Annotated in this window: 13 protein-coding genes; 2 read left to right on the forward strand and 11 right to left on the reverse strand. The window is 51.3% G+C overall.

Annotated elements, in window-relative coordinates:
* Nucleotide 1 precedes the first annotated feature (1 nt).
* The 7 genes from ispF to tilS form a co-directional block, all read right to left on the reverse strand.
* Nucleotides 2-475 carry a 2-C-methyl-D-erythritol 2,4-cyclodiphosphate synthase gene (gene ispF, locus C4F51_RS12330; RefSeq protein ID WP_193910210.1) on the reverse strand — a complete coding sequence of 158 codons (474 nt, stop codon included), beginning with the start codon at nt 473-475 and terminating at the stop codon, nt 2-4.
* Entirely contained in the window at nt 472-1,203 is a 732-nt protein-coding gene (gene ispD / locus C4F51_RS12335; RefSeq protein WP_193910212.1) for a 2-C-methyl-D-erythritol 4-phosphate cytidylyltransferase, read from the reverse strand. Before ispD ends, ispF begins: the two co-directional genes overlap by 4 nt.
* Nucleotides 1,204-1,246: 43 nt before the next feature.
* Nucleotides 1,247-1,528: a septum formation initiator family protein gene (locus tag C4F51_RS12340; protein ID WP_193910214.1), complete on the reverse strand. Its 282-nt coding sequence runs from the start codon at nt 1,526-1,528 to the stop codon at nt 1,247-1,249.
* A 206-nt stretch (nt 1,529-1,734) separates the two neighbouring features.
* Complete coding sequence (eno, locus tag C4F51_RS12345; protein WP_193910216.1) at nt 1,735-3,027, reverse strand: phosphopyruvate hydratase; 1,293 nt, start codon at nt 3,025-3,027, stop codon at nt 1,735-1,737.
* Nucleotides 3,028-3,053: 26 nt separating this feature from the next.
* Nucleotides 3,054-3,905, reverse strand: a complete 852-nt coding sequence (gene kdsA / locus C4F51_RS12350; protein WP_193910218.1) for a 3-deoxy-8-phosphooctulonate synthase — start codon at nt 3,903-3,905, stop codon at nt 3,054-3,056.
* Nucleotides 3,906-3,968: 63 nt separating this feature from the next.
* Nucleotides 3,969-5,591, reverse strand: a complete 1,623-nt coding sequence (locus C4F51_RS12355) for a CTP synthase (protein WP_193910220.1) — start codon at nt 5,589-5,591, stop codon at nt 3,969-3,971.
* 154 nt (nt 5,592-5,745) lie between these two features.
* A complete protein-coding gene (gene tilS / locus C4F51_RS12360) occupies nt 5,746-7,131 on the reverse strand; it encodes a tRNA lysidine(34) synthetase TilS (RefSeq protein WP_193910222.1) in 1,386 nt (461 codons plus the stop codon).
* 98 nt (nt 7,132-7,229) lie between these two features.
* Here tilS and C4F51_RS12365 point away from each other — a divergent pair, with 98 nt between their 5' ends.
* Both C4F51_RS12365 and greB read left to right on the forward strand, forming a co-directional pair.
* Nucleotides 7,230-9,173: a S9 family peptidase gene (locus C4F51_RS12365; protein ID WP_193910224.1), complete on the forward strand. Its 1,944-nt coding sequence runs from the start codon at nt 7,230-7,232 to the stop codon at nt 9,171-9,173.
* Complete coding sequence (gene greB / locus C4F51_RS12370; RefSeq protein WP_193910226.1) at nt 9,170-9,682, forward strand: transcription elongation factor GreB; 513 nt, start codon at nt 9,170-9,172, stop codon at nt 9,680-9,682. Before C4F51_RS12365 ends, greB begins: the two co-directional genes overlap by 4 nt.
* 129 nt (nt 9,683-9,811) lie before the next feature.
* Here greB and C4F51_RS12375 read toward each other — a convergent pair whose 3' ends face one another.
* The 4 genes from C4F51_RS12375 to mazG form a co-directional block, all read right to left on the reverse strand.
* Entirely contained in the window at nt 9,812-10,120 is a 309-nt protein-coding gene (locus C4F51_RS12375) for a hypothetical protein (RefSeq protein WP_193910228.1), read from the reverse strand.
* A 19-nt stretch (nt 10,121-10,139) separates the two neighbouring features.
* The gene (locus C4F51_RS12380) at nt 10,140-10,796 is read right to left on the reverse strand and encodes an SdpI family protein (protein WP_193910230.1); all 657 of its coding nucleotides are present in this window, start codon (nt 10,794-10,796) and stop codon (nt 10,140-10,142) included.
* Nucleotides 10,793-11,074 carry an autorepressor SdpR family transcription factor gene (locus tag C4F51_RS12385; protein ID WP_193910232.1) on the reverse strand — a complete coding sequence of 94 codons (282 nt, stop codon included), beginning with the start codon at nt 11,072-11,074 and terminating at the stop codon, nt 10,793-10,795. The genes C4F51_RS12380 and C4F51_RS12385 overlap by 4 nt, the downstream gene beginning before the upstream one ends.
* A 186-nt stretch (nt 11,075-11,260) precedes the next feature.
* On the reverse strand, nt 11,261-12,070 hold the full coding sequence (mazG, locus tag C4F51_RS12390) for a nucleoside triphosphate pyrophosphohydrolase (RefSeq protein WP_193910234.1): 810 nt from the start codon (nt 12,068-12,070) through the stop codon (nt 11,261-11,263).
* Nucleotides 12,071-12,083: the final 13 nt, after the last annotated feature.

The raw sequence follows: 12,083 nt of genomic DNA on the forward strand, positions 1-12,083 counted from the left end.
CTTAACGGCGGCGTAGCAAGACTACGGCGTGGGTGGCGATGCCTTCTTTACGACCGACAAACCCCATTTTTTCACTGGTGGTAGCTTTTACGTTGATTTGTTCAACATCAGCTTGCAGATCGGCAGCAATCGTTTGCACCATGTGAGGAATATGGTTGGCCATACGCGGCGCTTCGGCAATGATGGTCATATCGGCGTTTTCCAGGCACCAGCCTTTGGCCATCACCTTGGCATACACCATGCGCAACAACGAACGACTGTCGACATTGCGATACTGCATATCAGTATCGGGAAAATGCTTGCCAATATCACCCAGCGCAACTGCGCCGAGCAAGGCATCGCACAGCGCATGCAACAGCACGTCGCCATCGGAATGGGCAATCAGCCCATGATCGTGGGGAATAACCACACCGCCAATAACGATTTTGTCACCTTCACCAAATGCATGTACGTCGTAGCCGTGGCCAATTCTCATTGTGCTGTTTCCTGTTGCTGCAAAATCCAGCCGGCCAACGCGAGATCTTCCGGCCGGGTAATTTTAAGATTGTCCCGTCGACCTTCAATGATCAACGGCTGGTAACCGGCACGCTCAAGCGCTGAAGATTCATCGGTTACCAGGTGATTGTGTTGTTGCGCTGCCAGTAATGCGTCACGCAATAAACCGTAGCGAAACTGTTGCGGTGTTTGCGCTTGCCACAAAACCGAACGGTCCAGGGTGGTTTCTATACAGCGGGATTCCACCACGCTTTTTAACGTATCGCTGACCGGCGTGGCCAGAATACCACCCACCGCATGGCTTTGCAGGTGGTGGCGCAGGGCCGCAATATCTGTCAGGTGAATACAGGGACGCGCCGCATCGTGAACCAGCACCCAGTCATCCGGGTCAGCTTGCAACCGGAGGGCATTCAATGCATTGAGCACAGAGAGATGACGCTCGTCACCACCGGCAACCACGGTCAATGTCGGATAAAGGCGGGATAGTTCCAGCGCGGGCCAGTGTTTATCATCATCGCGAATAGCCACCACAATGCCTTTAACGTCCGGCACCTGATGCAAGCGTTGCAGCGTCCACTCCAGCACGGTTTTACCCGCCAGGGATAAATACTGCTTGGGAATATCGGCATTCATACGCGCGCCTATCCCTGCGGCCGGAACGATAATCCAGCAGGCGGATGGCGATGGCAAAGCAGAAGAATTCATCATCAGGATAATCGGGACAGAAACACGCGGATAAAGATCAATGGCATTATTTTTTCTTTTCTTTTAATACCATGAAGAAAGTTTCATTTTCGCCAATCATACCGATATCGCTACGCGCACGCTCTTCAATCGAGTCGAGGCCGCTTTTCAGATTCTCAACTTCAACCTCAAGAACCCGGTTGCGCTCACGCAGGCGATCATTCTCGGTCTGTTGTACGGTAATTTCCGACTCCAGCCGCTGAACGTCAGCAAGGCTTCCTTCGCTCACCCACAAACGGTATTGCAGGGCGCATAAAAGTATTAATAAAGTGCCGAAAATCCACTTCATCGGAATCAATTCTGTCGAAAAAGGGAGGCTATGTTACACCATACTCTCGGGGTGAAGGTAGATGAGACTGGTAATAGCGGGAAGGGCGTCAGATTTTCAAACGCGCGAGCGGAGGGTAATCACAAAAAAAGCAGGCATGAAAACAACGTCCCTGTTGTTCCAACAGACAGCCGGCAAGCGGCTTGTCTGTTTTTAAAGCAGAAAAATCAGGCTTTGAATTCTGCACGACCGCGGTAAGGTGCCGCAGCAGAACCCAGCTCAGCTTCGATGCGCAGCAGACGGTTGTACTTGGATACGCGGTCAGAGCGGCACAGAGAACCGGTTTTGATTTGGCCAGCAGCCGTTGCTACCGCCAGGTCAGCAATGGTGGTGTCTTCGGTTTCACCGGAACGGTGAGAAATTACCGCGGTATAACCAGCGTCCTGAGCCATTTTGATCGCGTCCAGGGTTTCGGACAGAGAGCCGATCTGGTTGAACTTGATCAGAATGGAGTTGGCGATCTTTTTGTCGATGCCTTCTTTCAGAATTTTGGTGTTGGTTACGAACAGATCATCACCCACCAACTGGATTTTGTGACCGATTTTGTTGGTCAGGTCAGCCCAGCCGTCCCAATCGCTTTCGTCTTTACCGTCTTCGATAGAGATGATCGGGTATTTGTTAGCCAGGTCAGCCAGGTAGTCAGAGAATTCGTTGGTGGTGAATACGCGACCTTCGCCAGCCAAATCGTACTTACCGTCTTTGTAGAATTCGGTAGAAGCACAGTCCAAAGCCAAAGTTACGTTATCACCCAGTTTATAGCCTGCTTTTTCAACAGCTTCAGCGATAACTTTCAATGCATCTTCATTAGATGGCAGGTTTGGCGCAAAACCACCTTCATCACCTACGGCAGTGTTCAGGCCTTTATCGTGCAGGATTTTTTTAAGGCTGTGGAAAATTTCCGCACCAACACGCAGCGCTTCAGCAAAAGTTTTGGCGCCAACCGGCTGAACCATAAACTCCTGGATGTCTACGTTGTTGTCAGCGTGCTCACCGCCGTTGATGATGTTCATCATCGGAACCGGCATGGAGTATTTGCCCGGCGTACCGTTCAGGTCAGCAATGTGTGCATACAAAGGTACTTTTTTGGAAATGGCAGCCGCTTTTGCAGCTGCCAGAGATACCGCCAGAATGGCGTTGGCGCCCAGCTTGGCTTTGTTGTCGGTGCCATCAGCAGCCAACATAATGTTGTCCAGCTCGCGCTGGTTAACAGCATCTTTGCCAACCAGCAACGGCTTGATGGTGTTGTTGATATTATCAACCGCTTTCAATACACCTTTACCCAGGTAGCGGGATTTATCACCGTCACGCAGCTCCAAAGCTTCACGTGAACCGGTAGAAGCGCCAGACGGGGCAGCAGCAGAACCAACCGAACCATCTTCCAGAATAACTTCGGCGCTTACAGTCGGGTTACCACGGCTATCCAGAATTTCAAACGCTTTAATATCAACAATCTTGCTCATCAGTTCTTTAACTCCAGTTTCAACAATTAACGAATATCGAGAGGTGGCAGTTGTTTTACCACATCATCCACAGCTTTCATGTGTACTAAAAAATTCTCCAATTGCGACAGCGGCAAGGCGCTGGGGCCATCGCATTTTGCGTTGTCCGGGTCCGGATGCGCTTCCAGGAACAGACCGGCAATGCCCACTGCAAGACCGGCTCGCGCCAGTTCGGCCACCTGATGACGGCGCCCGCCGGAGGCTTCACCCAGTGGATCACGGCATTGTAACGAATGTGTGACATCAAAAATAACCGGCGCGTTCCCACTCACATCTTTCATGGTGCGGAAACCCAGCATGTCTACTACCAGGTTGTCGTAACCGAAGCTGGTGCCACGGTCGCACAAAATAATCTGGTCATTACCGCATTCACGGAATTTTTCAACGATGTTTTTCATCTGCCCGGGGCTGAGAAATTGCGGTTTTTTGATATTGATAACGGCACCGGTCGCGGCCATCGCCGCCACCAGATCGGTCTGGCGCGCGAGAAATGCCGGCAATTGAATAATATCGCAAACCTCGGCTACCGGCTGGCATTGATCAATTTCATGCACATCGGTAATGACCGGGACATTAAACGTCTGTTTGATTTCCTGAAAAATTTTCAGGCCTTCTTCCATACCCGGGCCACGGTAGGAGTGAATGGAGGAGCGATTGGCTTTGTCAAAAGACGCTTTGAAAATGTAAGGAATGCCCAGCTTTTGCGTCACATTCACGTAAGCTTCAGCCACTTGCATGGCCATGTCACGGGATTCCAGCACATTCATGCCGCCAAACAATACGAATGGCAGCGAATTGCCAACGTTGATTTGCCCAACTTTTACCTGTTTTTCTGACACGAAATTCTCACTCTGAAAAGTGAAAAAAGCACACAGATGGCTGCATGCTTTTTAAGGGATCATTTACTTTTTGTTGGCAACCGCGGCTTCTACGAAGCTGCTGAACAACGGATGACCATCACGGGGCGTGGAGGTAAATTCCGGGTGGAACTGACAGGCCACAAACCATGGGTGATCGGCAATTTCAACCACTTCAACCAGAGTGTCGTCAGCGGACCAGCCACCGATACGCAAACCGGCCTGCTGCAATTGATCAACATAGTTGTTGTTCACTTCGTAACGGTGACGGTGGCGCTCAACAATAATATCGTCACCGTAAATCTCGCGTGCTTTGGAGCCGGAAACCAGACGGCATTCCTGTGCGCCCAAACGCATGGTGCCGCCGAGGTCGGAGCTTTCATCACGACGCTCTACCGCACCGTCAGCAGAAATCCACTCGGTGATCAAACCAATCACCGGGTGCGGTGCATTCTTGTCAAACTCGGTAGAGTTGGCGCCTTTCAGGCCCAATACGTTGCGAGCAAATTCAATAACGACCGATTGCATACCGAGACAAATACCGAGGTACGGCACTTTATTTTCACGGGCGTAGCGCACGGCTTGCAGTTTGCCTTCTACACCGCGCTCACCAAATCCGCCCGGCACCAGAATGGCATCGGCTGATTTGAGAATCTCGATGCCTTCGTTTTCAACACGCTCGGCATCAATATATTGAATGGTCACTTTGGTTGAAGCGTGAACACCGGCGTGGGTCAAGGCTTCAGTCAATGATTTATAAGCGTCCAGCAATTCCATGTACTTGCCGACCATGGCAATGGTGACGTGTTTGGTGGGGTGAAGTTTGCCTTCAACCACCTTGTCCCACTCGCTCAGGTCTGCCGGCTTGCACTCAAGACCAAACTGCTCAACCACGATCTGGTCCAGACCAAATTCATTCAGCAAACGCGGAATGGCGTAAATGGTTTCCGCATCCGGCAAGGGCACAACGGCACGTTCGGCAACGTTGGTGAACAGGGAAATTTTACGGCGTGAATCTTCATCCACCAGTCGCTCGGAACGGCACAGGAGCACATCCGGCTGCAAGCCGATAGAGCGCAGTTCTTTTACCGAGTGCTGGGTGGGTTTGGTTTTGGTTTCGCCTGCGGTTGCAATGTAAGGCACCAGCGTCAGGTGCATCAACAAGGAATGGCGCGGGCCCAGTTCCACTTTTAACTGGCGAACCGCTTCAAGGAAGGGTTGCGACTCGATATCACCGACCGTACCGCCGATTTCTACCAGCGCTACATCGACATCGCGACCGCCTTCGATAATACGGCGCTTGATTTCATCGGTGATGTGCGGAATAACCTGAACAGTACCGCCGAGGTAATCACCACGGCGCTCTTTGCGCAGTACGGTTTCGTAAACCCGGCCGGTCGTAAAGTTGTTACGACGGGTCATTTTGGTACGGATAAAGCGCTCGTAATGGCCGAGATCAAGGTCGGTTTCTGCGCCGTCCTCGGTCACAAATACTTCACCGTGCTGGAAAGGACTCATAGTACCCGGATCCACATTAATGTAAGGATCCAGTTTCATGATCGTGACCTTGAGGCCACGGGATTCAAGGATTGCTGCCAGAGATGCTGAAGCAATACCTTTACCAAGAGACGATACAACACCGCCTGTTACGAATATATAACGAGTCATTTGAAGCCTTGTGAATGTAGTCGAGCAGTACAAGAAGCGCGGGTAAACCCGGGTGGCCGGTTTTTACCAATAAGGACGGGGCGCCAGTCTACCAGAACACCTGTTTACGCTCAACGAAAAGGTGCCTTCAAAAGCGGCACACAAATCCATCAATTCAGACCGAATTTGCAGTTTCGCGCCAGAAAATTCGCCACCCCGGCTCACCGATGGCGGCCATTGCGCTTTTTTCAACCCACAAATCACCCACCGCCAACAGTTGGCCGTCTTCCGAGAACAGCAGCGGTATCTGGTCCCGCCACCAGGGTTCGATATCCGAAGCCTGCAACAATTTTTTCAGGGTTTGCGAGTGGGCACGGTAATGCGGATGTGAACGCTCGCCGCCCTGCCGTCGATCTATGCGGATATGCGGATAACGCGCGGCAAGGCAACCATCAGCGCCAGCAGCGTTCACCGCCTCAAAGCATAACTGCATACCGGCAAACACGGGAATTTGATGGTGGCTGGCGAGGGATAAATCCCACGTACTTTCCTGCCCTGGCGTTATCACCTGAAGGTTTTGCCAGGCATCATTGGAATATAAATAAAGCCGCTGCTGAAAACGCTTTAACACCGCCCCACCCCAGCATAATTCAAAGTTGTGGTCTGGCTGAGCTTGTTGCAAGTGTTGATGCAAAATAGCCAGCGGCTGTGCACCGGGCGCATCCAGCCCCAGCAGCTCACTCCAATAGCGCAACAGCGCATTGCGCTCTGCCAGCGCATACTGCTGCAACACCGACACATTGATACTGGCGCCGGATTTTTCCGGACGAGGCTGCAGCGACGGGAAAACCTGTTGCACCGCCAGGTCGGCAAGCTGGTTGGTTTCGGCAACATGGGTGGCGGTTTGCTGCCAACGCAAGGCAAAATCCGGCCAGCGCTCGTTTAACAAAGGGAAGATGTTATTACGCAAAAAATTGCGGTCGTAACGGCTGTCGGCATTACTTTCGTCTTCAACCCAGTGCAATGCCTGCTGACCGGCATAAATTTCCAGCGCAGCCCGCGAGAATCCCAGCAATGGCCGCCAGATGATGCCGCTGGAAAAAGCGCGCTGCTGTGACATGCCTTCAAGACCTTTGGCGCCAGTGCCACGCAATAACCGCAGCAACAGGGTTTCTGCCTGATCATCGGCATGGTGTGCCATTAACAAATGATCACCGGTTTCCATATGCCGTGCAAAGGCTGCATAGCGCGCTTCGCGAGCCGCATCTTCGATGCCTTTTCCGGTGTTAATAACTCGGACTTTTTCTTCGATAAAACGAACACCCGCTTGATGACAAACCGCAGCACAATGCCGACTCCAGACATCCGCATTGGCTGATAAACCGTGGTGCACATGAATCGCAACAACCTCATAGGCCGGGGCACTTTTCAACAGCGCATCCAGCAAACAGCGGGAATCCAGACCGCCGCTGAACGCCACCAGATAGCGCCCGCCGGGTTTATCTTGCGGCAAACAGCGACGCAACGCGTCCGGGCCAAAGCGATTATTTTTTTCTGACATCAACACCAATTCCCATCAAGAGTTTTCATCAGGTAGCAGCCTGCGCCCAACCAGGGCAGAATAATCCGCTTATGGATTTAACCGGTAAAAAAATTCCCATGCATAACTCTGGTAGCAACATACCCTTTGGCAGTTGGCCTTCACCACTTTCTGCACAGCAATTAACCACACTCTCACTGCGACTGGCAGAGCCGCGTCTGGAAAATGGCAACCTCTATTGGCTGGAAACCCGCCCGCACCAAAAAGGCCGCAACGCGCTGGTTAAAATGTCGGCACAAGGCCAAATTGAAGACATTTTGCCAGAAGATTGCAGCGTGCGTACCCGCGCCAACGAATATGGCGGTGCGCCATGGATTATTCATAACGGCGTTATTTATGCCGTACTCGATCATGACCAGCGCGTTTACCGTTTCGCAAACGGGCAATTAACAGCGCTCACCGCAGAGGGGCCTTATCGTTACGCCGATTTCAGCGTGGATGAAGAGCGCCAACGGTTGATTTGCGTTCGCGAAGATTATCAGCCCAAAGAACCTCGCTGTGAAATTATTGCGCTACCACTCGACGCTTCCGGTGATTGCCAGGTACTGGTCAAAGGCGATGATTTTTACAGCAACCCTCGCCTGTCGCCCGATGGCAAATACCTGAGCTGGCTGGCATGGAACCACCCTGACATGCCCTGGGATGCTACTACCTGCTATCTGGCAGCGCTGGATGAAAAAGGACTGCCACACACGGCGGAAAAGATTGCCGGCGGTGCCGGGGAGTCGGTGTTTCAGCCGCAATGGTCACCGGATGGCGATTTGTTTTTTGTGTCAGACCGCAGCGGCTGGTGGAATTTGTATCGCTACCACCAGAAAGCTATTGAAGCGCTCTGCCCCATGGCAGCAGAATTTGCTACGCCGCAATGGGTATACGGCATGTCAACGTTTGGCTTTCTCAATACCGGGGAGCTGATCTGCACTTACACCCGCGACGGGCTTTGGTTTTTGGCCAGGCTCTCTATTGCCAACCGGCAACTCACCACATTAAATACCGGGCTAAACGATATCTCGGCGGTGACCGCTGGTGATAATACCGCTGCTTTTATCGGCGCCAGCGCTACCGGGGCACCGGCGTTGTTTAGCTGGCGCGCAGCAACCGAACAGCTTCAGCAATGCTACCCTGCCAACAATGAAAAACCTCTCGCAGATAAATATATCTCGCAGGCACAAAGCATCAGCTTCCCCACCACCGCAGGGGCAGAAGCCCACGCTTTTTATTACCCGCCTTGCAACCCGGATATCACCCTGCCCGAGGGTGCTTTGCCGCCGCTGTTAGTGATGTGCCACGGTGGACCTACCGGTGCCACCAGCGCTGCCTTCAATCCGAAAATCCAATATTGGACAACACGCGGTTTTGCTGTGGTGGATGTTAATTATCGCGGTAGCACCGGTTATGGCCGTCCTTATCGTGATGCGCTCAAGCAACAATGGGGCATTGCCGATGTAGAAGACGTGGTGAACGCCGCCGAATTTCTCGTACAACAACAAAAAGCCGACCGGGAAAAAATTGCTATTCGCGGCAGCAGCGCCGGCGGTTACACGGTACTCGCGGCACTCACCTTTACCAAGTATTTTAAAGCCGGTGCCAGTCTCTATGGCATTGGCAACCTGGAAACCCTGACCACCGACACGCATAAATTCGAGTCGCGCTATCTGGATTCGCTGGTGGGTAACTGGCCTGCGGAGCAATTACGCTATCGTGAGCGCTCCCCGCTGTTTCATACGGAAAAACTGCAATGCCCGGTTATTTTTCTGCAAGGGCTACAGGATAAAATCGTACCGCCGGATCAGGCCGAACAGATGCTGGCCGCGATGGCGCAACATAAAATTCCTCGCGCTTACGTTACCTTTGCCGACGAAGGCCACGGCTTTCGCCAGAGCGATAATATTGTGAGGGCGATGGAAACCGAATGGTATTTTTACGGCAAGGTTTTCGATTTGCCCTTACCGGACGATATTCACACCATTACCATTGAAGATTTAACCGAGGTAACACCATGAGTCGCTGGCGCCCGCCCCGTCCGCAAAGTTCCGCCTACATTACCGAGGCCGGTGCAAGACGTTTACGAGCAGAGCTGACGCAGCTGTGGAAAGTCGAGCGCCCGCAAGTCACGCAGGTGGTTCACGAAGCAGCAAAAAACGGTGACCGCTCGGAAAACGGCGATTACATTTACGGCAAAAGACGCCTGCGCGAAATTGATTCCCGGGTGCGCTTTCTTACCAAACGTCTTGAAGTATTAACCGTGGTAGATCGTTTACCGGAAGATAGAAACCGGGTTTATTTCGGTGCATGGGTAACACTGGAAGACGAAGACGGCAACGAACAACAATGGCAAATTGTCGGCCCGGATGAGTTTGATGTAAGCAAAGGTAAAATCAGCATGGACTCACCGCTGGCTACCGCCGTGCTGAAAAAATCACTGGATGATGAAATAACCCTGAGAAAAGCCGATAGCGAAGAAATCTGGTACATCACCGCCATAGATTACCGCCCTTACGATGAAGACTGAATAAAAAACGCCGCTGGCAAATTATGTCAGCGGCGTTTTTTTCGATAGATTCCGGCAAAAACTCAACCTTGCAAAGTTAGCAATTGAGAAAGCTTCTGCCTCACTAACGCACCTATGCAGGCTGGCGACTTAAAGTGCAACCAGAAAAACGATCAACGCTTTGATCACAGCGCCCAAGAATATCACTACCGCTTCAATCAGTGCAGCGGCAAAAATGATCAGGGCTTCAAACAAGCGAATGCCAAATGCAGAAATTGTCGCTACCAGCTCCTGTGTTGCGCCAATGCCTGAGTGATCCACTGGCTGCAACAACGCCTGGTCGCCTTCACTCACGCTCAAGCTGTTTTGGAGATTTTCATCTCCGTGCTTGCCATCCTGTGCCGCAGCATTGGCAAAGGTGCAATACATCAGGATTACAAAGGTTATTAGTGTGCGCATTGGCCACCTCACTCGATAATTAACGCGGTTCAAGATTACCGCTCTTTTCCAGGCGTTTGTAATAAACCAGCGAGAAAATCACCGCCACCGGCGCCCAACAAAAAAGTAATACCAGCAACATCCAGTTGGAGACGCCAAGCAGCAAACCGGTTAGCCCCAATACACCACTGGTGACCATTAATTTGGCAGTAAGGCGATGGGTTGCGTACCAAACGCGGTCATTACTCAACGTCCACGGAGTGCGAACACCCAGGAAAAAATTTTTGCGCACTTTACCCAGCGGGTTTCCCAGCAAAATCATCATGGCAAATAGTCCGGCCGGCAGCGCCTGTTTCATAGACACTTCTCCACCCAGAGCAGAAATCATCACCAGGCTATAAATGTAAGCTGGCATAGCTACGATGATAGCCATTGAATACCACCAGGTGGCTTCAAATTTTTTAATTTCAAAGCGCCGTGGTGAAAGGTAGGGCATCAACAAAGCAATCAGCATCATAATCGCCATCAACCCGGGACCAAGTAGCCACAACAATTCCCGACGTTCGTAGCTATCCACCTCACCGGAATAGTTCCAATGCAGCGGAATATATTCAGGTAAGGTCTGCCAAAAATACCCGGTAACCGCACAAACCACTGCAATCATAACAAGACAAAAAGCAATAAAACGTGATTTCATTTTTTACTCCTCGGGGTATTGGTGAGGTCCATCATCCAGCTAACAACGTCTTGCAGCACCGTGGTATTCAAGCCATACCAGATGGTTTGTCCATCGCGACGGCGCGTAATCAGGTCAGCTTCCACCAATACCGCAAAGTGGTGCGACATAGTGGGTTTGCTCATATCAAACTTTGCGGCCAAATCCCCGGCGGTCATTTCACCTTCGCGTAATAGCCGCAAAATTTCCCGCCGTGCGGGGTCAGCGATGGCCTTGAAGGCACTGTTGGATTCAATCATATTAAGATAGCCACCTAATTAGATAGTTATCTAAATATAAGCTGCTCCGATGAGCGCGTCAAACACTTTCGACAGGATTTGGCAGGCAGACTCACCAGGTGAGCTTTCGAGGAAATGGAAAATACAAAAAAGCCCGACAAGATCTCTTGTCGGGCTTTCGCAGACTTTTTATTTAGATATAGAGCTTCAGGATATTTTGAGTGTTTTTGCTTCATCCCAAAGGCGATTCATGGTGTCAATATCGGCTGCTTTCAGCTGATCACCCAACTGCTGCTCTATATATTGAAAGCGCTTTTCGAATTTGCGATTTGCCGAGCGCAATACCGCTTCCGGGTCTTCTTTCAAATAACGGACTACATTCACCACCGCAAATAACAAATCACCCAGCTCTTCGCTCAGATGCTCGCTATCGTTTTGCTCCAGGGCTTCTTCTACTTCAATCAGCTCTTCACGCACTTTGGCAAGTGGGCCATGAATATTTTCCCAATCAAAACCGACATTGGCCGCACGTTTTTGTAATTTGGCAGCGCGACTCAAGGCAGGAAAATTCACCGGTACATCATCCAGCACACCGTGCGCTCCTTTGGAGGCACGCTCCTGCTGCTTGATAATTTCCCAGCGCTGTTTGATATCGTCCGGCAAATTATGACGGTCGCTAACCTGGCTTTGCAGCGTACCTTCCGGGAAAACGTGCGGATGACGCCGCACCAGTTTTTCTACCAGACTGGACACAATGGAAGAAAAATCAAACCGCTGCTCTTCCTTACCAATTTGCGCGTAAAAAATCACCTGAAATAACAAATCGCCCAGCTCTTCGTTTAAATGACCGAAGTCCTGTTTTTCAATCGCGTCCACCACCTCATAAGCTTCTTCAATAGTGGAAGGCGCGATGCTGGCGTAGTCCTGTTTGATGTCCCAGGGGCAACCGGTTTGCGGATCGCGCAAGCGAGCCATTAAATATAACAAATCATCCAGGGTGTAACCTGTCTCGCTCATACCAGGGTATCCA

Origin of the sequence: Cellvibrio polysaccharolyticus, from assembly GCF_015182315.1 — a bacterium.
GTDB classification, from domain to species: domain Bacteria; phylum Pseudomonadota; class Gammaproteobacteria; order Pseudomonadales; family Cellvibrionaceae; genus Cellvibrio; species Cellvibrio polysaccharolyticus.

What these genes read in the sequence shown, in the direction of transcription:
- greB (WP_193910226.1), top strand. Translation starts at nt 9,170, where the DNA reads ATGAGTCGCTGGCGCCCGCCCCGTCCGCAAAGTTCCGCCTACATTACC.
- ispD (WP_193910212.1), bottom strand. Translation starts at nt 1,203, where the DNA reads ATGATGAATTCTTCTGCTTTGCCATCGCCATCCGCCTGCTGGATTATC.
- C4F51_RS12375 (WP_193910228.1), bottom strand. Translation starts at nt 10,120, where the DNA reads ATGCGCACACTAATAACCTTTGTAATCCTGATGTATTGCACCTTTGCC.
- C4F51_RS12385 (WP_193910232.1), bottom strand. Translation starts at nt 11,074, where the DNA reads ATGATTGAATCCAACAGTGCCTTCAAGGCCATCGCTGACCCCGCACGG.
- C4F51_RS12365 (WP_193910224.1), top strand. Translation starts at nt 7,230, where the DNA reads ATGCATAACTCTGGTAGCAACATACCCTTTGGCAGTTGGCCTTCACCA.
- tilS (WP_193910222.1), bottom strand. Translation starts at nt 7,131, where the DNA reads ATGTCAGAAAAAAATAATCGCTTTGGCCCGGACGCGTTGCGTCGCTGT.
- ispF (WP_193910210.1), bottom strand. Translation starts at nt 475, where the DNA reads ATGAGAATTGGCCACGGCTACGACGTACATGCATTTGGTGAAGGTGAC.
- mazG (WP_193910234.1), bottom strand. Translation starts at nt 12,070, where the DNA reads ATGAGCGAGACAGGTTACACCCTGGATGATTTGTTATATTTAATGGCT.
- C4F51_RS12340 (WP_193910214.1), bottom strand. Translation starts at nt 1,528, where the DNA reads ATGAAGTGGATTTTCGGCACTTTATTAATACTTTTATGCGCCCTGCAA.
- C4F51_RS12380 (WP_193910230.1), bottom strand. Translation starts at nt 10,796, where the DNA reads ATGAAATCACGTTTTATTGCTTTTTGTCTTGTTATGATTGCAGTGGTT.
- C4F51_RS12355 (WP_193910220.1), bottom strand. Translation starts at nt 5,591, where the DNA reads ATGACTCGTTATATATTCGTAACAGGCGGTGTTGTATCGTCTCTTGGT.
- eno (WP_193910216.1), bottom strand. Translation starts at nt 3,027, where the DNA reads ATGAGCAAGATTGTTGATATTAAAGCGTTTGAAATTCTGGATAGCCGT.